General features: G+C 42.9%; 23 protein-coding genes and 1 tRNA gene. 13 read left to right on the top strand and 11 right to left on the bottom strand.

Going from position 1 to position 23649, the window contains the following annotated elements:
* Positions 1-5: 5 nt before the first annotated feature.
* The gene (locus G563_RS0119890; RefSeq protein WP_028666847.1) at positions 6-2126 is read right to left on the bottom strand and encodes an acylase; all 2121 of its coding nucleotides are present in this window, start codon (positions 2124-2126) and stop codon (positions 6-8) included.
* 249 nt (positions 2127-2375) lie between these two features.
* Here G563_RS0119890 and G563_RS0119895 point away from each other — a divergent pair, with 249 nt between their 5' ends.
* Positions 2376-3173, top strand: a complete 798-nt coding sequence (locus G563_RS0119895) for an alpha/beta hydrolase (protein WP_028666848.1) — start codon at positions 2376-2378, stop codon at positions 3171-3173.
* 9 nt (positions 3174-3182) lie between these two features.
* Entirely contained in the window at positions 3183-3761 is a 579-nt protein-coding gene (locus G563_RS0119900; protein ID WP_028666849.1) for an O-methyltransferase, read from the top strand.
* A 38-nt stretch (positions 3762-3799) separates the two neighbouring features.
* Here G563_RS0119900 and G563_RS0119905 read toward each other — a convergent pair whose 3' ends face one another.
* The 5 genes from G563_RS0119905 to G563_RS0119925 all read right to left on the bottom strand — a co-directional run bounded on the left by G563_RS0119905 (position 3800) and on the right by G563_RS0119925 (position 7090).
* A complete protein-coding gene (locus tag G563_RS0119905; RefSeq protein ID WP_028666850.1) occupies positions 3800-4222 on the bottom strand; it encodes a hypothetical protein in 423 nt (140 codons plus the stop codon).
* Positions 4223-4312: 90 nt separating this feature from the next.
* Positions 4313-4735 carry a hypothetical protein gene (locus tag G563_RS0119910; RefSeq protein WP_028666851.1) on the bottom strand — a complete coding sequence of 141 codons (423 nt, stop codon included), beginning with the start codon at positions 4733-4735 and terminating at the stop codon, positions 4313-4315.
* A gap of 131 nt (positions 4736-4866) precedes the next feature.
* Positions 4867-5436: a Crp/Fnr family transcriptional regulator gene (locus tag G563_RS0119915; RefSeq protein WP_028666852.1), complete on the bottom strand. Its 570-nt coding sequence runs from the start codon at positions 5434-5436 to the stop codon at positions 4867-4869.
* An 84-nt stretch (positions 5437-5520) separates the two neighbouring features.
* Positions 5521-6867: a trigger factor gene (gene tig, locus G563_RS0119920; protein ID WP_028666853.1), complete on the bottom strand. Its 1347-nt coding sequence runs from the start codon at positions 6865-6867 to the stop codon at positions 5521-5523.
* 141 nt (positions 6868-7008) lie between these two features.
* Positions 7009-7090: transfer RNA gene (locus G563_RS0119925), tRNA-Leu, on the bottom strand.
* A gap of 297 nt (positions 7091-7387) precedes the next feature.
* Between G563_RS0119925 and G563_RS0119935 the strand changes: the two genes are divergently transcribed.
* From G563_RS0119935 to G563_RS0119965, 7 genes are all read left to right on the top strand, one after another.
* Positions 7388-9649: a RelA/SpoT family protein gene (locus G563_RS0119935; protein ID WP_028666854.1), complete on the top strand. Its 2262-nt coding sequence runs from the start codon at positions 7388-7390 to the stop codon at positions 9647-9649.
* 145 nt (positions 9650-9794) lie between these two features.
* Entirely contained in the window at positions 9795-10298 is a 504-nt protein-coding gene (locus tag G563_RS0119940) for a Fur family transcriptional regulator (RefSeq protein WP_028666855.1), read from the top strand.
* A gap of 115 nt (positions 10299-10413) precedes the next feature.
* Entirely contained in the window at positions 10414-11703 is a 1290-nt protein-coding gene (locus tag G563_RS0119945) for an adenylosuccinate synthase (protein ID WP_028666856.1), read from the top strand.
* A gap of 210 nt (positions 11704-11913) precedes the next feature.
* Positions 11914-12636, top strand: a complete 723-nt coding sequence (locus tag G563_RS0119950) for a sterol desaturase family protein (RefSeq protein ID WP_211235294.1) — start codon at positions 11914-11916, stop codon at positions 12634-12636.
* Between the two features lie 91 nt (positions 12637-12727).
* On the top strand, positions 12728-13453 hold the full coding sequence (locus G563_RS35380) for a hypothetical protein (RefSeq protein WP_051211089.1): 726 nt from the start codon (positions 12728-12730) through the stop codon (positions 13451-13453).
* 76 nt (positions 13454-13529) lie between these two features.
* Positions 13530-14681, top strand: coding sequence for a DUF4249 domain-containing protein (locus tag G563_RS0119960; protein WP_028666858.1), 1152 nt, complete (start codon positions 13530-13532; stop codon positions 14679-14681).
* A gap of 84 nt (positions 14682-14765) precedes the next feature.
* On the top strand, positions 14766-15734 hold the full coding sequence (locus G563_RS0119965; RefSeq protein ID WP_028666859.1) for an NAD(P)/FAD-dependent oxidoreductase: 969 nt from the start codon (positions 14766-14768) through the stop codon (positions 15732-15734).
* 52 nt (positions 15735-15786) lie between these two features.
* Here G563_RS0119965 and G563_RS0119970 read toward each other — a convergent pair whose 3' ends face one another.
* Positions 15787-17019, bottom strand: a complete 1233-nt coding sequence (locus tag G563_RS0119970; protein WP_028666860.1) for a protoporphyrinogen/coproporphyrinogen oxidase — start codon at positions 17017-17019, stop codon at positions 15787-15789.
* Between the two features lie 200 nt (positions 17020-17219).
* Between G563_RS0119970 and G563_RS0119975 the strand changes: the two genes are divergently transcribed.
* A complete protein-coding gene (locus G563_RS0119975; protein WP_028666861.1) occupies positions 17220-17666 on the top strand; it encodes a peptidylprolyl isomerase in 447 nt (148 codons plus the stop codon).
* Between the two features lie 3 nt (positions 17667-17669).
* A complete protein-coding gene (locus G563_RS0119980) occupies positions 17670-18092 on the top strand; it encodes an OsmC family protein (protein ID WP_028666862.1) in 423 nt (140 codons plus the stop codon).
* A gap of 63 nt (positions 18093-18155) precedes the next feature.
* On the opposite strand, the gene G563_RS0119985 is transcribed toward G563_RS0119980, so the two are convergent.
* Positions 18156-18824 carry an OmpW family outer membrane protein gene (locus tag G563_RS0119985; RefSeq protein WP_028666863.1) on the bottom strand — a complete coding sequence of 223 codons (669 nt, stop codon included), beginning with the start codon at positions 18822-18824 and terminating at the stop codon, positions 18156-18158.
* Positions 18825-18866: 42 nt separating this feature from the next.
* On the bottom strand, positions 18867-19472 hold the full coding sequence (locus tag G563_RS0119990; RefSeq protein ID WP_051211090.1) for a DUF4136 domain-containing protein: 606 nt from the start codon (positions 19470-19472) through the stop codon (positions 18867-18869).
* 72 nt (positions 19473-19544) lie between these two features.
* On the opposite strand from G563_RS0119990, the gene G563_RS0119995 reads away from it, so the two are divergent.
* Entirely contained in the window at positions 19545-20462 is a 918-nt protein-coding gene (locus G563_RS0119995; protein WP_028666865.1) for a histone deacetylase family protein, read from the top strand.
* Positions 20463-20590: 128 nt separating this feature from the next.
* On the opposite strand, the gene feoB is transcribed toward G563_RS0119995, so the two are convergent.
* Both feoB and G563_RS0120005 read right to left on the bottom strand, forming a co-directional pair.
* On the bottom strand, positions 20591-22711 hold the full coding sequence (gene feoB, locus G563_RS0120000; RefSeq protein WP_028666866.1) for a ferrous iron transport protein B: 2121 nt from the start codon (positions 22709-22711) through the stop codon (positions 20591-20593).
* A gap of 5 nt (positions 22712-22716) precedes the next feature.
* Positions 22717-22944: a FeoA family protein gene (locus G563_RS0120005; RefSeq protein WP_028666867.1), complete on the bottom strand. Its 228-nt coding sequence runs from the start codon at positions 22942-22944 to the stop codon at positions 22717-22719.
* 302 nt (positions 22945-23246) lie between these two features.
* On the opposite strand from G563_RS0120005, the gene G563_RS0120010 reads away from it, so the two are divergent.
* Entirely contained in the window at positions 23247-23627 is a 381-nt protein-coding gene (locus G563_RS0120010; protein WP_028666868.1) for a hypothetical protein, read from the top strand.
* Positions 23628-23649: the final 22 nt, after the last annotated feature.

Here is a 23649-nt window from a genome sequence, read left to right on the forward strand (position 1 = left end):
GGGCATTACTTGTCAAATATTGTTTTTTCTTCCAAATGCTGCTCAGCTTCTTTTCGACTAAACCAAATAGGACGCATTTTCTTTTCAGACAAAAGCGGTAACTGGTCGGTTTGATGTTTGGAATCGGGCTGAGTAGCATTGCCATAACTAGTAAGAACTTTAGCTTTTAAGGGCTTTGAAAACTCAATAGCGGCTACATAGGTATCTCCGTGTACGGGTACAAATTTGCCATCAGATGTAGGTCCTAAAGTCATAGTTCGAAACACCCCCATAGGTCCCGGGCCCCCATTACCGGGCAAATCCACGTCATTGATTCTAAACCTGAATACTTCTCCCCATGCTACATCCAAGCGCCCATGAGTAGCTTTTACTTCTTTGGCGGCATCCAAAAGCGCCAAGAGTGCTGCTTTAGGGTCAGCGATTCCGCTGGGGGTACTATAAGGTTGATTCAAATCCCAAGGTTTAGCAAATAAAGTAGAAGCCGTGCCGAGCGAATTAAGCTTTTCATTTCCTCCTACCCATTTTCGTACAAAGCGGTCAAACAAAAATGCCCCTTTGCTTTCATTGTCGGTACGGTGATCCCACGCCGTCAATACCGCCGCTACTTCTTTGGCTTCGGTGCTACCCTCTGCTTGTGCCAAAGCCACCAAATCGCCCACAATGCGGTCGGCAAGTTCCATTTTGGTGGAGAGTTTCATTTCCACAACATCATCTAAGGTAATCTTAGAAGCCGTTGAAAGCATTCTGACTGAGCTTTGCGTCCTAAACGACATCTGCGGTGGCGGTGCCATGTAAGCCGGAAAATCTTTGTAATTGTTGACCATCGGCACGGTGGCAGTCCACGGCGGCTCATTGGTGTTTTGAAGCCAACCTGTGGTGGGATTTTTTACTTTTGGTAAATCCTTGTAGGGATGCGTTTGGGTCCAAAGTGTACTGGAGGTATCTCCCCTTACTACGCCTGACCAATATTTCCAATCACCCACGGGGCGCTTAGGTACTTCGGCATTAAAAAGATTGAAAATGTTGCCTTTATTGTCGGCAAACATCAAGGTATACATCGGAATCTGCAACCTACTCACTACCGCCTCAAACTCCTCCAAATCTTTGGCCTTGGCCATGTCCCAGTATTGTTCTATCATTCCAGATTGTTGAAGTCCTGCTACCCGCATCGCAATCGCCTTTCCTCCTTTTTCGCTCACTACTGGCCCGTGAATCGAATGTTTCACTACTATTTTTTCCTCTCTCAAACTTCCGTCAGTTTGTCGGATTTTTAAACTTTTTTCTTTCGTCTCAAAAGCCTTCACTTTGCCATCCCAGCGATACCCTCCTTCGGCAAGCGAGAGTTCATAAAAATCTTGCCCGTCGTTGGTATTGACCGTTTGGGCATAGCCACCAGTGGCATTGAATGCCATAGTCAGCACTGGAAATCCCATGCGGCTAATACCGTAAGTATTGACCCCCGGCGCGACCAATTGCGCCTCAAAATACATGTACAAATCGCGCCATGGTAGGTGCGGATTGGTCAATAAAAGGGTATTGCCCGTAGCTGATTTGGAAGGGCCTACGGCCCAGGCATTCGAACCATTTTTATCACCTTGCACTCTTTCGGTAGCGGCCAATCGCGCCTCAGAAGCCAAAAACACAAAGTGCGTAACCCGATGGCAGTGTGCAATCAAATCTATGGCATCAATCGGAAGCACGCGCTTGGCCTCCTCGCTGATTTTATCAGGATTTTGCGAAGCATAGTCGTTGACTCCTTGGGCAAAAGCGTCAAGATTTTTGCGCATGGCAGGTTTTTGGGCTTTATACCATTCTTGTGCTCTTTCGTATACACTATTTAAAATCACCCAACGGTCGGCCGAAACATACTTTTCTCCCCAATATTCTGCCCCTTTTCCTCGTGCCTGTCCATAGAGTTGGAGAATGAGATTGCCGTGGTTTTTAGATTGTGCCCAGCCATAAGCATAAAAAAGGCTTTCATTATTTTTAGCATAAATATGCGGTACTCCCCAAGTATCCCACAATATTTCGGCTTGTTTATAGGAAGGCTTTTGCTGGGCGTGAGTTTCGGCAATTTGTAAAAGCAACCCCAACACAACAATAATATGGATAGATTTTCTGAACATAAGTTTCAGCAATTAGGGTTCAAAAAAGAAGAATAGAATGTTGAGAAGTAATAATTTATTATTATGCAAAATACACCATTACCAATTAAAATTTTAGCAATGAGTTATTTTTAAAACTATTCTTTTATAAAATCCAAAAAATACCAACAATAGTACTAACCACCGTCAAAGCTTCTTTTAGTCCCTCACCCTTAATCATTACCAAAAACAAATTATTTAGGTTTAATTGAGGTCAATTTTACTAAAGCTATGGCCTCCTTTTTCACTGTCGAACTCTCAGAGCCACGTTTTGAACGCGATCATTTACGGCTCATCACCGTCAAAAGCAATGCGCTCCAAAAACGCGCCGACATCAGTGTTTTTGTGCCACCTGTTCCCTTTTCAGAACTAAAAGGTATGGTTATTCTACTGCACGGCGTCTATGGCAGTCATTGGGCTTGGACGCTCAAAGGCGGTGTACATCATACGGCGCTTCAACTTATCAACGAAAACAAAATCCCTCCCATGATGCTAGTCATGCCCTCCGATGGGCTTTTTGGGGATGGAAGTGGCTATGTACCACACCTCAGCGAAGACTATGAAAAGTGGATTGTAGAAGATGTACCCAAAGTAGTGGAAGAAGAAATAGTGGGACACCCTTTGCCTTTATTCGTTACGGGTCTGTCTATGGGCGGATATGGGGCATTGCGCTTAGGCGCTAAATATTCAAATCTCTTTCGGGCTTTTTCGGGGCATTCTTCCATTACTGAATTCACCCAGTTACGGCATTTTGTCAAAGATTTTGAAGGGCTTCAAGCCTCCACCCAAATAACTGATTCCGTGATAGATACTATTTTAGTACATCGCCACCACTTAGCTCCTTTTCAGTTTGATTGTGGACACAGCGACGTCCTTATCGAAGCCAATCGCGCCCTTCATCAAGCCCTCCAAACGCATCAGATTTCGCATCAATATCGCGAATTTGAGGGAGGTCACGAATGGCCTTATTGGGAAAAACACATTGCCGATTCTCTTCTTTTTTTCAGCCAATTTTGTAACACTATTTAATCAAAGAGCATGAACGACCATTCAATTTCTTCCATTCCTGCCGTAATTACGGCGATTGACGCAGACGCCACCCAACACAATTTTGGACAGCCCTCCGACAATCTTACGGGCGCATTACTGCGTACCATTGTAGCAAGCAAGCCCAATGGTCACTTTCTCGAACTCGGCACAGGCGCAGGCCGCGCCACGGCTTGGCTTTTAGAAGGTATGGATGAAAATTCGACGCTTATCTCAGTGGAGTTTGATGCTCAACTTATCGAAATCGCCGCCCGTCATTTGGGACACGACACACGCTTGCAGTTGATTTGTCAGCCCGGAGAAGAGATGCTTACCACTCTCCCACCCAATGATTTCGACTTGGTATTTGCCGATACTTGGCCAGGCAAATACAACCATTTAGAAGAAGCCCTTTCGTTGGTAAAAAAAGGCGGTTTTTATATCATTGACGATATGCTTCCCCAGCCCAATTGGCCCGAAGGCCACGCCGATAAAGTAACCACCCTCCTCCAAACCCTTGACAATGACACGCGATTTCAGCTAGTCAAACTATCATGGGCGTCGGGAGTGGTGGTGATGGTACGAAAATAGGAAACCCTCCATCAGAGGATTTCTGATGGAGGATAAATTCAGTATGAAGGATACGTTTCACAGCCAAGCGTAGCGCTGGGAGAATCATAAGTCTTAATGAAAAATAAATCAGCCTCTTCTAATTCTCTATGAGACACATATCGGTAAGGTTGACGCCATTTCTCTTTGAGCAGATACTCACCCCACCGCCAAAATTTCCACGGTTCAATAGGTTGCAATCGATAAAGCGTCGGGTTGGACAAGGGATACATCGCCCGATACTGCCGATAACAGTAATTTTGTAAAGTATCCTTCAAATAACCACCATAGAGATACTTCAAGTCTTTCGTTACATACAAGCTTTCATTAGTACCTCTCACTATTGAATCTCCTCCAAAAATGCGAAAGAATACGTTTAAAGGCAGTAGGTTACTTAAAATGATAAATAGCAATAGGTAAAGGAAGGGTTTGTACTTTTTCATGAGAGCCGATGATAAAAGGTTTTCCCAGAAAGAAGAGAGTTAGGGGAGCTTCCACATAGCTCACTCCCCTAAGTACTCTATCACTCTTGATTAGCGCGAAGGATAAGTTTCACAGCCAAGCGTACCGCTGGGAGAATCATAAGTCTTAATGAAAAATAAATCAGCCTCTTCTAACTCCTTATGAGACACATATCGGTAAGGTTGACGCCATTTCTCTTTGAGCAGATACTCACCCCAACGCCAAAATTTCCACGGTTCAATAGGTTGCAATCGATAAAGCGTCGGGTTGGACAAGGGATACATCGCCCGATATTGCCGATAACAGTAATTTTGTAAGGTATCTTTTATTTTACCACCATAGATATACTTTAAATCTTTAGTCACATACAAGCTTTCATTAGTACCTCTCACAATTGAATCTCCTCCGAAAATGCGAAAGAATGCATTTAAAGGGGGTAAGTTGCTTAAAATGATAAACAGCAAGAGGTACAGGAGGAGTTTGTATTTTTTCATGAGAGTTTATTTTTACTTCTAACCCTATCCGTATCAAGTTTTCAAAACAAGATACCAATAGATTTTTCGCTACAAAACTCCCTCCTAATACGCAGCAAAAAATTGACATATGTCAATTAGAAAGTCAAACTTTACCATTTCTTGGCCCTCAATCTACTGAGGGTTTCGGAGCTAATTCCCAAGTAAGAAGCGATATACTTGAGCGGTACGCGATTGCTTATGTCGGGAAAAGAAGCAACGAGGTTTCTATAACGCTCATCGGCCGTTTTTTTTCTTAGGTTTTGAGTGCGCTGTTCGCTCAATACATAATACTTTTCGGTCAGCAACCTTCCCACCAAATTGAAGGCAGGGTATTGGAGATAAAGACGCTCAAGATTTTGGCGCGAAATAGACCATAACAAGCTCTCTTCTAAGGTTTCGATGATTTCTTCGGAAGGTGATTTGGCATAAAAACTAACAATAGAAATCACAAAGTCGCCTTCTTTCATAAACCAAGAATTCACCTCTTGCCCGTCTTTTAGATAATACCCCCTCACACAGCCTTTTTCAATAAAATACATTTTCTGGGCCACTTGGCCTTCTTTTAAAACGAACTGTTTTTTGGGCACCTCTTCTCTCACCAAAACCTGCCGCAAAGAATATTCAAAATCAGTGGTCACTTCCGGCCACAACAGCCGAATAAGCCCGATTAGCTTTTCCATGGTATTCAGATATTTAGCCTCCTAAAACGCAAAAGAGGCTACCAAATGTTTGGTAGCCTCTTTTACAAAAATAAGATTTGTCAACTAATCTTGGCTCAAGCTCTTCACAATCTCCTGAAATTGGTCTACATCGATGGTTTTGGCTTCGAGGGTCAACTGCCCTTTGAGTACCTCAAAAATGCGGTCGTCAAACACCAAATTATACATCTTAGAGTAGTTATTTTCTTTTTCTGAAGTCAAATAGTTCATCGCGATTTTGCGGATGGTATCGTTCATTTCGGCGCCCATGTCATTGCCATAGAACCCAAACTGCTCACGTACCATATCTTCGGCACGAGCAACAACCTCCTCAGAATCAACTTTAACGTCTACTTGCTCGGCGATTTTATTTTTAATCAACGACAATTTCAACGACTTAGTGAATTGTGGATAATCGGCATCAATTTGCTCAGGCGTAAATTTGCCTTCGTTTACTTTGAAAAGCCAATCTTTCAAAAATGCTTCGGGTAGGTCGATGCTGATGTTGTCCAACAACGCTTGGTCGATATCACGACGCAACAAGGCATCGGCTTCGCGGGCGTAGTTACGTTGGATAATTTCAGCTACTTGGCTACGAAACGTTTCTTCCGAATCTGCTTTGCCTACTCCCAATACTTTATCAAAAAACTCTTGGTTGATTTCGGCAGGCGCTTGGCGAGTAATGTCCTCAATCGTAAATTCGTAATCTCCGCTCAATTCGGCAGCAGCTTCGTCTTTCAAACCTGTAAGATGTGCCACAGCTTTGTCATCCACGAAAGTATCACGAATATCAAACGTAATCACATCACCTTTGGCAAGGCCAACAAATTTTGCCTGCGCTTCTTCTTTGATTTGTTTAGAAGGGATGGCTGTTTTGGTCGAAAAATCTCCCTGCTTCAATTCCCCATAAAGCATATCGCCTTCTTCTGAAGTTTCAGGATTGATTTGTCCGGCAAACTGACTGCGAAGGTTTTCGATCGTATCATTCAATTCTTTCTCACCTGCCTCAATGTTATAAGTTGATACCGCAGGAAGATTCGATAAGCTTACTTCAAAATCCGAAGCCAGACCTAATTCATAAGCAAACTCAAATTCACTTTGGGCATCCCAATCAATCGTAGCGGTTTTAGCTTGGTCGATTTGAGGGTCACCTACTACTTGAAGTTTGTTGTCACGGATATAGCCGTTGACCGTATCACTGAGAAGCTGATTTACTTCATCAATAACGATGCTTTTGCCATACATCCTTTTGATGACCTGCGTAGGCACTTTGCCCGGACGGAAGCCCTTCAAATTGACACGTTTACTATAATCTTTGAGTGTTTTTTCTACTTTTGGTTGATAATCTTCCTTCGCCAATTTTACGGTTAGGGTGGCGTTGGTAGGCGTACTTTTTTCTAACAGAACCTCCATTGTTGCAGTTATTAATAATCTGTGATGATTTCAAACAGATGATTTGTGAGTGGTTAATTATTAAAAAAACCCTCAAACTATGACGAGTTTGAGGGTTTAGCTTTTTGACATTTCTCTATTGAAGAGAGCTGTCAGCAAAGGTACGGGCGGAGGGACTCGAACCCCCATGCCTTGCGGCGCCAGATCCTAAGTCTGGTATGTCTACCAATTCCACCACGCCCGCAGCGTGTATTTAGGCATTTCCGAAAGGTGGCTTTTAGAAACTATTTTTACCACTTATTTCGGGCTGCAAAATTATACACAATTTTATAAAAGCCAAAAAAAATTTCAACTTTTCATACTTTCTTTAAATTGGAATACATCCACAGCCTACCATATTTTATTGTATATCAAACACTTGCCTCTTTATCTTCTTTTTTTTTCATGTTTTATAATCATTAAAAAATTGTAAAATTTATTATCTTTACCTACTTTAGTCGTATTGAGTACAGCAAATTCGGCAGACCGAAACAACAAAAATATGCCCATCGAAGTAGAGATTGATTTGGAGCTTGAGCGGTCAGAAATATTGAAAAGATACCGCAGATTGCTCCGCGCGGCCAAGCCCTTTTTGAAAGACAATGATGCCAAACTCATCAAAAAAGCTTTCAATCTGTCGGTAGAAGCCCACAAAGACATGCGCCGCAAATCCGGCGAGCCCTACATTTACCACCCGATTGCCGTTGCGCAGATTTGCGTAGAAGAAATTGGACTTGGCACTACCTCCATTATTTGTGCCCTTCTGCATGATGTAGTAGAAGACACGGATTTTACCCTGCAAGACATCGAGCGTCAATTTGGCTCTAAAGTGGCCCAAATCATCGACGGTCTTACCAAAATTTCAGGACAGTTTGAATTTGGAACGTCGCAACAAGCCGAAAATTTTCGGAAAATGTTGTTGACACTTTCTGACGACATCAGGGTCATCATGATTAAGCTCGCCGACCGCTTGCACAACATGCGCACCCTTGATAGCATGGCTCGCGACAAGCAGCTTAAAATTGCATCTGAGACAATTTTCATCTATGCACCTCTAGCTCACCGCTTGGGTCTTCATTCTATCAAAACTGACCTTGAAGACCTCTACCTCAAATACACCGAACCCGAAGGCTACGAAGAAATCAAACATAAACTGCGGGCTACCAAAACAGCACGTGACAGGTTTATTGCGAAGTTTATCGAACCTATCGAAGATGATTTGAGAGAGCAAGGTTATGATTTTGTCATCAAAGGCCGCCCCAAATCTATCTACTCCATTTGGAATAAAATGCGTAAGCAAAAAAAGCCATTTGAAGAGATTTATGATTTGTTTGCGGTGCGGGTCATTATGAATTCAAAAGATGACCCTAAAGAAGAGAAATCGGACTGTTGGCACGCTTATTCTATCGTCACTGATCACTATACCCCCAATATCGACCGCCTCAAAGATTGGCTTGCTACGCCACGCGCCAACGGCTACGAATCACTGCACATTACTGTAATGTACCGCCCCGAAGGTACCGACAAAGGGCAGTGGGTAGAAGTCCAAATCCGTTCGAAACGAATGGATGAAATTGCGGAGAAAGGCGTAGCTGCCCACTGGAAATACAAAGGTAATGATACCAAAACAGGGCAAGGGATTGACCAATGGATCAATCAAGTGCGCGAAATGCTGGAAGCTACCAAAGATAACAAAACGGCGGCCTTGGAGTTTTTGGATGATTTTCGAAGCAATCTCTTTGCCGAAGAGGTCTTTGTGTTTACTCCCAAAGGCGAGCTTCGCGTATTGCAGCGCGGTGCCACGGCCCTAGACTTTGCTTTTGATATTCACTCCGAAGTAGGCGCGCGCTGTATCGCCGCCAAAGTCAACAATTCGCTTGTGCCGATCAGTCAGCCTCTCAATAACGGCGACCAAGTCGAAATCATCACGGCCAAACGTCAAAAACCAAGCGAAGATTGGCTCAAATTTGTGGTAACTTCCAAAGCAAAAGCCCGTATCAAAGAGCTTATCAAGGAAGAAAACAAACAATATGTAACCGACGGCCGAAACATCATTGAGAAAAAATGTAAGATTCTTCACCTGGAAGTTACGCACGAGCTTATCAATCAGCTCAGGGCTTATTTCAATTGTAAGACTCCTAGCGATTTGTATTATCGCTTTGGGAAAGGCTACATCAACGCCGACGAAATCAAGAAGTTTAAAAATGAGAAAGAGGCCAAGCTCAATATTCAGGCCAAAATCAATACCGATCAGCTTCAAGACGGCAAGCAGTTTACGAAAGAACTCAAAAGAATGCACGGCGAACGCGCCGATGCCGATGCGCTGCTGATTGGGGAAGACATGGACAAAATCGACTATATCCTCGCCAAATGCTGTAACCCTATTCCGGGCGACGATGTATTCGGGTTTGTGACCGTCAACGAAGGGATTAAAATTCACCGTACTACTTGCCCCAATGCCCCCGAATTACTTTCTAATCACGGCAACCGAGTCATCAAAGCAAAATGGACTTCCCAACAAAAGTTGGCCTTTTTGGCAGGTTTGCGTATCGAAGGTACTGATCGCGTAGGTCTTGTCAATGACCTCACTCGTATCATTTCCAATGAACTCCATATCAACATCCGCTCGATTGCGGTGGAGACTGAGGAGGGTATTTTTGAGGCTATCATCAAGCTCTATGTGTATGATACACGCCACCTCGAACAACTCATGCAAAAATTAGAAAAAGTAGATGGCGTGTTTAAAGTCGCGCGATTTGATTGAAAATTAGTACTTTTGTAGAAGTTAATCGCGATTTTTCGCCCCCGTTAATTGTTATGAGTCAATAGGTGCTTTTAAGGATAAAATTTAGCTTTTTATGCCCTCATTCCCTATGACTCTTGACTTTTAACTTTTAACTCAAAAAGCAATGCCCCAAGCCAAACACGAAAATTTAGAAGCGGCCAAGCGTATCCTCACTGCTTATTTGGAGCGTAAAGGTCTCCGCAAAACGCCCGAACGTTTTGCTATATTGGAAGAAATATATACTCGCGAAGACCATTTCGATGTGGATGAGTTGTATATATCAATGAAAAACAAAAAGTACCGCGTCAGTAGAGCTACGGTTTACAACACACTCGATGTGTTGGTAGATTGCGATTTGGTAACAAAACACCAATTTGGTAAAAATCTGGCACAGTACGAAAAAGCCTATGGCTACCGTCAGCACGATCACCTCATTTGTATGGATTGCCATCAAGTGATGGAGTTTTGTGACCCGCGCGTCCAGAACATCCAAAACATGGTGGGTGATTTATTGAAATTCAACGTTTTGCACCATTCTCTTATTTTTTACGGCAATTGTACCCGTGAAAACTGCGAAAACAAAACCAAAGCAGTGCTAGAAAGACCTAAAAGAGTAGAAATAGAATAATCCCCTATTTGTTCTCGTTACCTCATACTCATACGTGCTCATATACCCAAACCCCACGGCACGTCTTTCACCAAATCATAAACTCCCCCAAGGGGTTGGGGGCTTACAAGTTCTAATGAAAGTTGACGTACTACTCGGCCTCCAGTGGGGCGACGAAGGAAAAGGGAAAATTGTGGATGTATTAGCACCACAATACCAAGTGGTTGCAAGATTTCAGGGCGGCCCTAATGCAGGTCATACACTCGAATTTGATGGTTTCAAACACGTACTCCACCAGATTCCTTCTGGTATTTTCAGACCAGAAATCAAAAATATCATCGGCAATGGCCTTGTGCTTGACCCAATTGTTTTGAAAAAAGAAATCGAAGGATTGGCAAAATATAATCTTCCACTCCAACAAAACCTTTTTATCTCCAAAAAAGCGGCTATCATTATCCCTACCCACCGCTTGCTTGACGCTGCTTATGAACAAGCAAAAGGTGATGCTAAAATCGGCTCTACTTTGCGCGGAATTGGCCCCGCCTATCAAGATAAAGTAGCACGCCAAGGCCTACGCATGGGCGATATCGTATCGCCGGGGTTCAAAGAGAAATATGAGCGCCTTGTCAATCAACACAAAGTCGTTTTGGATTTCTATAAATATGACTATGAAGCGGCCTTAACAGAAGCAGAAGCGACGTTTTTTGAGGCTACCGAATTTTTGAAACAATACAATTTTGTAGATACCGAATACCTCGTCAATGAATCTTTAGAAGCAGGAGAAACAGTCTTGGCCGAAGGGGCCCAAGGCTCGCTGCTAGATATTGATTTTGGTTCTTATCCATTCGTGACTAGCTCCAATACCACCACTGCGGGTGCTTGTACCGGACTGGGGCTTTCTCCTCGTCGCATTGGCGAAGTCTATGGTATTTTCAAAGCTTACTGTACGCGCGTAGGTAGCGGGCCTTTCCCTACAGAGCTTTTTGACGAAGAAGGCGAGCGTATGCGCCAAGAAGGTCGGGAGTTTGGCTCTACTACGGGTCGGCCTCGCCGCTGCGGATGGCTGGATTTGCCTGCCCTTAAATACGCTATCATGATCAATGGTGTCACGCAGCTGGTGATGATGAAGGTCGATGTCTTGAATATTTTTGATGAAATCAAGATTTGTACCCATTATCAAATGCCCGACGGAACGCTCACTGACCGCTTCCCTTATGACCTTTGTCATAATGATGTAACCCCTGTCTACAAAACCATGAAAGGCTGGGCTACTTCGCTCGAAAACTTACATACTTACGACGAATTGCCTACTGAGTTGGCGGCTTATATTAACTTTTTGGAAGCCGAGCTCCAATTGCCAATCAGTTTTATTTCGACAGGCCCTGACCGCGAAGCAATCATCCACCGCGAGGCTCAAGTCGTCTAAAATCAGTATTACAGTAATCACATTATTAAGCGCGAAGCGAGGTTCGCGCTTTTTTTGTACAATTCTACCTCACTTCTTCGCCTCTATTTCTATAGTCCCACCTGATTTTACTTCGTACTAAATACAAATTAGGGGCAAATAAATTGATATTGGTCAATTTATTGAAAATACCTTTTGGAGATTTTTGGGTACACAAAACCCCTCATCTCCATGATATTATCTATTATTTTTGCAGTTTTTGGAATATGTTTTATCATCGAAAAACTTATTCCGGGATGGAAGCTCCCTCAAGTTCCCACTTGGACGATTCGTGTATTAGCAATTAATTTTATCCAATTACTCGTAGTGCTGATTGCGGGTTGGACTTGGGAAAAATGGTTATCCGCTTTTTCAGTATTTCATTTATCTACTTATGTGGGCAATATCTTCGGCGGTATCATAGCCTACTTTATCGCTACTTTCGTTTTTTATTGGTGGCATCGCTGGAGACATACCATCGATTTTTTATGGAAACATTTTCACCAAATCCATCATAGCCCCCAAAGAATTGAAGTCATTACGTCATTTTACAAACACCCCCTCGAAATGACCGTCAATTCTATCATCGGGAGCTTGTTAGTCTATTCTTTTTTAGGGCTTAATGTAGAAGCGGGCGGTATTTATACCTTGTGTACCGCGTTAGGGGAGTTTTTTTATCATACCAATGTCAAAACACCCCAATGGATAGGATATATTTTTCAGCGCCCCGAAATGCATCGCATTCATCACGAATACAACAAACATACTCATAATTACGGCGATATCGTTTGGTGGGATATGTTGTTTGGGACCTATCACAATCCCAAAGAATTTACGACTTCCTGCGGCTTTGACCCCGACAAAGAAGAACGTCTTAAAGAGATGTTGCTCTTCAAAGATGTACATTCGCAATAATTGGAGAAGGTGGCAATGGAAGGCTTTTTTTGTATTTCTAAAAAACGTAATTTACATTCCTAAGCCATCATTATCTTCAACCTTTTGGTCTATGATTTCTAGCCATATCGTGAGAGTATGCTTATTGCTAAGTATTCTACTTTATCACCATAAGGTACTTAGTCAGTCTCCTACGCTCAAAGTTTTGTTTGTAGGCAACAGCCTCACTTATACCAACGACCTACCTCAGATAGTGCAAGAACTAGCCAAACATGACGGTGTGCAGCTCCAATACACCACTTTTTTATATCCAAACTATTCGCTGGAAGACCATTGGAAAGAAGGTAAAGTACAACGAGCCATTGAAAGCCAAACTTTCGATTTTGTGGTAGCGCAGCAAGGGCCTTCAGCCTTGCCCGAATCACAAGTTTTATTGACAGATTATGCTACTCGCTTGGCCGAAATTTGCAAAAAAAACAACGTCAAAATGGCCTTGTATATGGTCTGGCCTTCTTTAGCACGTTCTTTTGACTTAGAAAACGTCATTCAGTCTTATACGCAAGCTGCCCAAAAGATCAATTTATTGCTCTGTCCGGCGGGGTTGGCTTGGAAATATGCTTGGCAGCTCGAACCTCAACTCTCACTCTACGGACAAGATAATTTCCACCCTAGTTTGAAAGGAAGCCTTTTGGCCTCACTTACCATTTATGGTACTCTTACTCGTAAAACTAACTTTGATTTTTTACCTACCGATACAGCAACGTGGATACGAGAAATCAATACCCATGACTTTGACACTCTCAAAAAAGCTGCTATGAAAGCCCTTGAAAACAAATGAATTGTCAGAAAAAATACAATTTTAATCAGGTATTTTCTTAAAAAAGTGGACTTATAGACCATAAGTCCGCAAAACCATGAAACCATACCTCCCATTTCTAGGCACCGTCGTTGTAGTATTGTTAATAGGCTTGATTTACGGCTGTGTTTTGCCTTACAATCCCCCCGAAATCAAACAAGCTCAAAGCTATTTAGTAGTTGAAGGTTCTTTGAATCTATCGCCTTCAGCCATAAGTGAAATTCAACTAAGTCGAACCCAAAATATAGGAGAAAAAGAGGCACCCGATAGGGAGCAACGCGCCATAGTTAGGGTAGAGGGGGATAAAGGCAGTAGCTTCAACTTTAGGGAATATCAGCCCGGAAAATACCAATTGGGAGCGGTATCTTATGCCCCCAACGAACAATTTAGGCTTTTTATCAAAACTACGAATGGCAAAGAATATCGTTCTTCGTATGTACCCGTGATTAAAACCCCCGCTATCGACAGCATTACTTATCGTTTATTACCTAACAATGAAGGCGTTAGGATTAGCATTAACACCCATGACCCGTTGAATAATACACGCTTTTATCGCTGGAATTTTGAGGAAACTTGGGAATACCGCGCGCCTCTATTCTCAGGTTATGAAATCATAAATGGTGAAATAAAACCTCGTACCGAGCAAATTGAGCTTTGTTGGCCCACTCGAAAGTCCACCAAAATTACGCTAGGCTCGTCTATTAATCTCTCACAGGATGTGATAAAGGACGTCCCGATTACGGAAGTGACGGCATTGAGTGGTAAACTCGCCCGCAAATACAGTATTTTGGTAACTCAATACGGGCTTTCACAAGAAGAATTTGAATATTGGACCGCTATCGCCAAAACCAACGAATCGACTGGAGGGCTTTTTGACCCTCAGCCGTCCCAAGTTACGGGCAACATTACCTGCCTTACTGATTCGGAAGAAATAGTTTTCGGTTTTTTTAATGCTACTACTCCCACGCAACAACGGATTTTTATTACCGAAAACTTGGGACGTAATACCCTAGCAGATCAAGCATGTGCACCGCTTGATACCCTTCCCACGCACGAAATCATCAAACAAGCAAAGGAGGCTCCTTTTTTAGTATTGATTGAATTTCCCGTACCTGGTTCAGAAATTCCTTGGTATACTACCGGAAGCATTGCCTGCTCAGATTGCCGCCACATGGGCGCTACCAATAAGAGACCAAGCTATTGGAGATAGTTCTCTCTACTTTTACCCCTTTTTCAAAACTTTGTTCTTCCTTCTGAGTTTGTAATTACAAACCGTTTTAAAAAAAGTAAATAAATGCCCTCTTGTATTATCATTGGAGCAGGTATGACAGGCCTTACCGCCGCCAACTTGCTACAGCGCGACGGCTGGCAAGTGACCGTACTCGACAAAGGCCGTGGTGTGGGCGGTAGGCTTGCTACGCGTCGGTTGTCTTCTTCTCGTGCCGACCACGGTGCTCAATATTTTACCGCTCGTACCCCCGAATTTCAACAGCATATTGCCGATTGGCAGCAAGCTGGCATCGTCAAAGAATGGAATTTAAGCAGTGCTTCAACCACAGATATTACCTTTCAGCACCCTCGCTACATAGGGGTTGAAGGCATGAATAGCATTGCCAAATACATGGCTCAGAACTTGAGCGTTTTGACCAATGAAAAAGCAATAACATTGACAAAAAGTGAAGCAGAATGGGCGGTAAATACAGAAAATGGCAATATTTATACAGCCAATCATATCATTTTGACTCTTCCTGCTCCTCAAGCGCTTGATTTATTAGCTCAGAGTGCTATTGCTCTTTCACCAGAGCACCATCTTGCCTTGACTTCTATTCAATATGCGCCTTGCATTGCGGTTGTGGCTTCGTTACATCAAAAGAGCTTGATTCCGAATCCTGGCGTTTTGAAGTTTGATACAGGTTCTATTGCTTGGGTAGCCGACAATTTCCAAAAAGGTATCACAGCTCACCCTTCTGTCACGATTCATGCAAGTGCTGATTTTAGCCGACAAAAACTAGAAGAAGACTTGAATACGGTAGGACAAGAACTAATGCATGACTTAGTTCAGTGGATTGTACCTTCCAATCTCCAAACTATGCAAGTCCACCGCTGGCGCTATAGCTTGGCCGAGCAGCGATGGGCAGCACCCTATTTGGCGCTAGATATTTCGGACTCGCTTTTGATTGGCGGGGATGCCTTTGGGATGGGCAATGTAGAAGGGGCCTTTCAATCAGGCTTTCGGATGGCTCAATTTCTTTTCAAAAAATAAATTCTACTTCCCACAGAATCCTGCTCGTGAGGTTTCTGTGGGAAGTCTGTGTTTAGATTCCTGCTATCAAGTCAGCTACCTGCCGCCCAGTAGCCATCGCAGCATTGAGAGAAGGATAAGCCACATGGTCGCCACATTCGTAGAGATTTTCGCTCAATCTTAAACTGGTTTTTGAGGCATCGACCGTAAATTTCATGAGCGCTTGGGGTATATGATATGTTCGTAAATGTCGCCAAGTTTTCACCTCGTCACCAAACCACTCTGTAAGTTCAGAAATGATGTGAGAGGTTAGTTTTTTCTCATCAAACAAGGTAAACCCTTGAGTACTAACCGAAATCAACGTTTTTCCCGCAGGAGCATAGGCAGGCGAAATATCACTAGGCACGCATACATTATGTACTACCGATACTCGGTTGGGATTCAATGCCAGCATTTTTTCTCTGATTGGTGAGTCAGTGGCTTCAAAATAAGTACATGTCGTAACATTGTATTGGCGATTCGCATTTCTATTCAAAAGCTTATCTGCCTGATAGGCATCCGTAGCTATCACTATATTTTTGGCAGCGAGTACTTCTCCATTTGCAAGATGGAGGTTTGAGTTTTGAATTCTTTCTACTTTGGTATTTAGCCGCACCATTCCAGCAGGCAATTTTCCAGCGATTTGTTCGGGAATGGCTTGCATTCCTTTGGCAGGCAGCATAGCCGAGCCTGTATAAAATTGTTTGAAAATAAATCGAAAGAAATTACTTGCTGTTTCCAGCGAGTTTTCTAAAAAAACGCCTCCAAAGAAAGGCTTAAAAAAATTGTTAATCATGGTTTCACTCCATCCATAATGCCTCAAATATGAAAGCGTATCGGTCGCTATTTCCTCAAAAAACGCTTCCGTGGCTTCTTTGCTTACTTCATTTGACAATTGAAGCACTTTTAGCTTATCAGCAAAAGTACCTACTGGCGAAAACAACGTCTTGAACAATTGGAGCGGCTCTTTGAATGGATCACTCATGACTTCAAAGGTATTGTTGAGACGAATCAACGCCCCGGACCGAAAAGCCTTTAGCTCAAGAGCTTCATAATCAAGAAGGCGTTGGGCTTCGGGATAAGATGTCAACAGAATTTGAAAACCTCGATCTAACAAAAATCCGTCTACAACGTCGGTTCTTACTCTTCCTCCTACCGCATCAGACGCTTCTAACACCAGAGATTCTATCCCATAATCTTTCAAATATTTGGCGCAAGTAAGACCCGCTACACCGGCGCCTATGATAACAACTTCGTGATTTGCCATATCAAGGGAACTGTTTTATACAAAAATAGTTTTTTGGCTTCGGCAAAAAAAGCACAACGGCATCCTTTTTAGAGGCATTCAAAGCTAACTTTGCTTCAATAAATCATAAGCCCTACCTTTGCCGAACTAAGTAAATTTAGATTTGGTTATCTGGTTCACTAGTATTTATTTGAAAAAAACAATCAAACTATATTTGGAATATGCTTAAAGCAGAAATGATTACCGAAAAAGGGACCATGCTGATTGAATTTTACGAAAAGGATGCCCCTAATACCGTTGCCAATTTTGTCAATTTATCTAAAAGTGGCTTTTATGATGGTCTTACTTTTCACCGAGTGATTCCAGATTTCGTCATTCAAGGAGGATGCCCTGAAGGTACAGGGCGTGGTGGCCCAGGCTATCATATCAAATGTGAACTTACCGGCGGTAATCAATACCACGACCGTGGTGTACTTTCAATGGCTCACGCCGGCCGTGATACTGGCGGTTCTCAGTTTTTTATCTGCCATAGCCGCAACAATACCGCCCACCTCGATCGCAAACATACCTGCTTTGGTAAAGTAGTAGAAGGTTTGGAGGTGATTGATGCGATTCGTCAGGGCAACAAAATCCTCAAAATCAACATCATCGAAGAACAAGAAGCTTAAAATATGAAAGTAGAACTAGTGCGCGTAGATGATGGGTTTCATTTCGAAGCCCGAGGCTCCTCTGAGGCCATTGTACACACGGATGCTTCTCCCAATATAGGTGGACAAAACGCAGGTGTACGCCCTATGGAACTACTGCTGATGGGTTTGGGAAGTTGCTCAGCGATTGATGTAGTACTGGTTTTGAAAAAACAACGTCAAGAAATTCTTGATTTCCGCATATCGGTAGAAGGCGAACGTGTCAAAGAAGAAGACACTGAGCGCTCGCCCTTTCGTAATGTCAAAATCCATTATTTTTTCAAAGGAAATCTGGACCCTGCCAAAGTAGAAAGGGCCGTGAAGCTTTCGATGGAAAAATACTGCTCCGCTACGGCGCAGTTTGAACCGTTGGCTCAGATTACCCACGAAATTACGATTGAAGCCTAAAGATAATCCCCCTTACTTTTGAAGATAAGGGGGATTATCTTTATTAGTACTTTAACTAGACCTTTACCACCAACGGTAAAACAAACCTGCACGAACATTAAAGGAGGAAGCATCTTTGACACCTTCGCCAGCTACCTCAAACGGTAAGTGCTGATAGGTAGCCCCCGCTTCTAAGCCAAATTTCCCATTTTTATTAAACAAGGCCCTGATACCAGCCCCTGCTTGTGCCACAAACCTAAAGCCATTGTCGCCGGTAGGGATAGTACCATAATAATTCGCTAATTCAGCAAAAGCTCCTCCTAAACCTACTTGCACATAAGGACGAATAGGGGCATTGACTTTGCCAATGTGGTAGCTACCCGTCACTACCAGCGGAATCGCCGACAAGGTGCGGGTTTGTACTGCTGATACATCCTGACTATCAAAATTATACAACTGACGAGGTAGGCGATTTTTGAAGTATTGTGACCCTAACGAAACCCCTACGGAAAGGTTATTTTTAGGAAAAACGAAATCCATCAAAATAGAATAATTCCGCAAAGTGGATTTTTCCATATAATCCCCGAAGCTCCCCATCGGAAGCCCTAATCCGCCTGTCACCGAAATTCGATAGGTAGTGTAGCGTTCATAGGGCGACTCACGCTTATAGAGCTGATCGCGGGTGATTACCTGTTGCGCAGAGGCCTCAATAAAGAAACCTGCCGCTATTATCAAACACAATATTTTTCTCATTTTTTAGAATGCTGCTTTTAGCGAGTGTGGTTAATCAAAAAATCAATTACGTTTTATATAGGTCGATTGGGCAAAGAGGCTATCTATAATCGAAAACAGGGCATTTTCGTCAAATATACCATTGCCTCGAATCTGACCATTCCAGATTACGGTCGCTTGTTGGCTCGTGCCTGCATTTTTGAGATCGATGATTTCGACGTACCAATAGGTCTCCGTAGATTGGTAGTAAGAATAGGTAGGTGGGTAATAAAAACCTCCTCCGTATCCCCAATAGCTGTTCCAAGGGTTGTAGTTGGCCACAAGTCCCGTTTGGGTTTCGCTAATCCGCATCACATTGACGCCCAAATCAGGCTTGGCGTCTTTCAAAATACGATTATAGCCCCGCTTTGTCATATTTTCGGCGACTCTACTCAATACCCTAAAATCAAAGGCAGAAGTAGATACGCCCGAACGGTCGTTTTGAATTACAAATACGCTATCGGCCAAGCTAAAAGTAGCATAATTGTTAAAGTTGGCATTTTTATCGTAGTTCGTAATAAAAACTTGCGAATCTTCTAGGCTCAAATCTTGCAAGGGATCGGGCGTGCAAGAAAAACTCAATATGGCGACTACTAGCCCCAAAAAAAGGTTCAAAAACTTAACTTTCATCGTGTTCAAGTGTTAATTAGAATGTGTGTTTTACTATAACGAAATTTTCCTCAAAATCATTTTATTGTTTTCATGCTCAAAATTGCCTACGCTCCTTTATATTGTCATCCTCTACCAAAAGGTCCTCATGGCGAACCACACCGCTTTCCGATGCTCAAATACGAGCTCATTCCCGAACAGCTTATGTATGAAGGAACTTGTACTAAAGAACATTTTTTTGAGCCTGCTGAGTTGGACGAACGCTGGATTTTGGGAGTTCACACACAAACATACTGGGAAGACTTAAAGTATCTAAGAATTTCGGATAAAATGATTCGTCGGATTGGATTTCCGCTTTCGTCGGAGCTTGTCAAACGCGAAACGCGTATCGCCCAAGGTACTATCGAATGTACACATTTTGCTCAAAAAAACGGAATTTCGATGAATGTTGCCGGCGGAACTCACCATGCTTTTGCCGACCGAGGAGAAGGTTTTTGCTTACTCAATGATGTGGCTATCGCCGCTCATTATTTGTTAGAAACCAAACAAGCTCATAAGATTTTGGTGATTGATTTGGACGTGCATCAAGGCAATGGCACGGCGGCTATTTTCCAAAACGAAGAGCGCGTTTTTACTTTTTCGATGCACGGCAAAGACAATTATCCTTTGCACAAAGAAACCTCTGACCTTGATATTGAATTGCTTACAGGCACCAACGACCAAACTTACTTAGACCTATTAACCACTACTTTACCAAACCTATTTGACCAACAAAACCCAGATTTTGCTTTTTATATTTCAGGAGTTGATATTTTAGAGACTGATAAATTAGGACACCTCAAGGTCTCTCTTAGTGGCTGTCGCCAACGCGATCAATTTGTATTTGAGCAATGTCGCCAACACAACATCCCTGTGGTGGTTTCGATGGGGGGAGGTTATTCACCGCGTTTGGCCGATATTGTTGAAGCGCATTGTAACACTTACCGAGTAGCTCAGGAGATTTATTTTTAAAATAAAAATGTACGAGGTATAGACGTGTAGTACGAGGGATAGACGTGTAATACGAGGGATAGACATGTAGTACGAGGGATAGACATGTAGTACGAGGGATAGACGTAAAGCCTATCCCTACGGGCGCTTTACCTCAGTAGTTGATACGTCAAAAATGCTAATCCATAGGCTAAAACTGTCATGTAAGCCAACTGAATGAGGGGCCATTTCCAGCCATGCGTTTCGCGATATACCGTAGCAATCGTACTCATGCACATCATGGCAAATACGTAAAAAATCAACAGCGAAAAAGCCAAAGCAGGAGTGTACATCGGCTTACCTGTTTTGGGATTAATCTCGGCCCGCATTCGGGCTTTGATGGTGCCGTTGTCTTCATCGGCCTCGCTCCCAATGCTATAAATAGTACTCATCGTCCCCACAAACACCTCGCGTGCGGCAAAAGAAGCCAGTAGCGCAATGCCTATTTTCCAGTCATATCCAAGAGGAGCTATGGCGGGTTCGATAAATTTCCCAAAATGCCCCGCATACGAATTTTCAAGTTTTTGAGCCGCAATCGCATTGTCCAATTCCGTTCCTTGTAGCATTGGTTTTTCTTGTTTTACCTGCTCTTCAGCTTTTTCAATGCTATCGCCCGGGCCATAAGTAGCCAATACCCACAAGATAATCGAAATAGCTACGATGATTTTTCCGGCCTCTGTCACAAAAGACTTGACACTATCCCACACTGCCAAGCCTACATGATACCAACGTGGTACTTTATAAGTAGGCATTTCCATCACAAAATACCCTTTCTCGGTATTGGCAACCCAGCCTTTTATGACCCAAGCCGACAATAAAGCACTCAACAACCCCAACAAATACAAACCCATCAATGTAAGACCTTGTAGCGTAAAAAAGCCCAAAACTGGCGTAGCAGGTACGACCAAGGCTATCAAAATGGTAAAAATAGGTAAACGCGCCGAACAGCTCATCAAAGGCGTGACCAAAATGGTAAGCAAACGCTCTTTACGATTACCGATACTTCGGGCCGACATAATGGCCGGAACCGCACACGCCACACCCGAAATCAGCGGCACAACACTTTTGCCATTCAACCCAAAACGCCTCATGAGTTTATCCATAATCACCATCACCCTCGCCATATAACCCGACTCTTCTAAAAGAGCTACCAACAAAAACAAAAAGGCGATTTGAGGAATAAAAATCACGACGCCTCCAATTCCCGCCACCAAGCCGTCCGTAAGCAAATCAGTAACTAAACCCGGTGGTAAGGTTTCTTTAAGCCAATCATTGAAGGAGGCTATTCCTGCATCAATCATATCCATGGGATACGAAGCCAGCGTAAATACGGCTTGAAAAATCGTTAACAACACCAAAAAAAAGACGGCGTATCCCCAAAATGGATGTAGCAATATATTGTCTAATCTTTGGGTCCATAGGGGTTTTACCAGAAAATTGTCGGTCGTTTTTACCGACTCTTTTACCAATCCATCAATCACAGCATAGCGGTGCATGGTTTCGGCGGCTTGAAAGCCACTCTCTTTGAAATCATGCTTCTCTATCAATTTGTCGAATCCGACGCGTTTTTCGGGTGATAAAAATGAAAAAATATCATGTTGCTGTACATAATGAAGCGCCAAATAATTGTTTGACAATTGGCTGCCTTTTTTTACTTCATCTATCAAGCCCGGAAACTGTTCTGCGGGATCAAAATAATATTTCTGAAGATTCTTGGGTTTTTCTAAGGTTTGGACAATAGCCTTTTTGAGATTATCAAGCCCTTCGCCGACCCGAGCATTGATACGAACCACTGCCACGCCTAGCTTCATTGCCAGCTTTACGGCATTGATTTGCAGGTTTTTGTCTTCTGCTACGTCAAGCATATTCAACGCCAACACCACAGGTAGTCCAAGGTCAGCTACCTGCGTAAAAAGCAGCAAGTTCCGCTTGAGGTTTGATGCATCGGCTACTACTACCACTACATCAGGATAATCTTCATGATGGGGATTAGCCAAAATATCAATCACCACCCGCTCATCAAGTGCTTTAGGATAAAGGCTATATAGCCCAGGTAGGTCAACCACCGTCGCTTCGGTTTGCCCTTCCAACATCAACGGCCCCGATTTTTTCTCGACCGTTACACTTGGGAAATTACCTACTTTTTGGCGTAAGCCAGTAAGCTGATTAAATAACGAAGATTTGCCACTATTGGGATTTCCAATAAGGGCAATGATAGGTGTCTTTTTCAAAATAGTCAGATGCTTTCTTCTACCAAAACCGTTGCTGCTTCTTCTTTGCGCATGGCCAAACAATAGCCATTTACCTGAATACCAAGAGGGTCGCCCAAGGGAGCAATAAAATCAAGCATTACTTCACTTCCCGGCAAACATCCCATCTCAAGTAATTTCAACGACAAATCCACCTGTTGAAATTCTTTCACAAAAGCCCTCTCTCCTATCTTCAAATCAGCAATGGTTTTCATAAGTTATTAGGTATTTCTTCTCGATAGGTTTATTATTCTAGTATCTTTCAACAATAATTTCTACTAGAACGCCCAATCTATTTAGATTGAGTTTAAATAAAACACTTACAAAGTAACATCTCTAAGACTACAATTTCAAATGATAGGTATCATCCTTTTAAAATAAAAAAAGTAAGCATCTATATTTCAATCAGTTATACCAACCATTATCTATTCTAATTCTAAATTTTGGCAAAGCCGAACCAATTGTGTGGATTGTTGGTATCATTCAATGTATTTTTGATTGATAACTTCATTCTTCCATGAAAGTTTTGGTGGCATACTGTTTGGCGTGTATCGTGCTGGTGCAAAGTCTCCTTCCTCGGACGGCGACCGACCTCCTGCACTCTCCAGAAGTATGGGCCCACTTCAAAGAGCACAAGCAAGAAACCCCTGCGCCGCTCAGTTTTTGGGAGTTTTTGTGGATGCATTACTCTGCCGACTCCACACATACCAAACAAACCAAACATCATCTTCCTAGCATGGATGCTAATGGCATGGCGGGACTTTGTGTACTTCCTATTGCTATCTTATCTTTTGAAAGTAATATTCCCGTTTTCTTTTCTAAAGAAGCCAACTTTCAGTGGCTTAATTCTTACGCCTTTCTCTCTTTCAAGGCGCTTATTTGCCCACCCCGAGCTTAGTCTCTTTTTCTTCATGGGATAA

Origin of the sequence: Runella zeae DSM 19591, from assembly GCF_000423565.1 — a bacterium.
GTDB classification, from domain to species: domain Bacteria; phylum Bacteroidota; class Bacteroidia; order Cytophagales; family Spirosomataceae; genus Runella; species Runella zeae.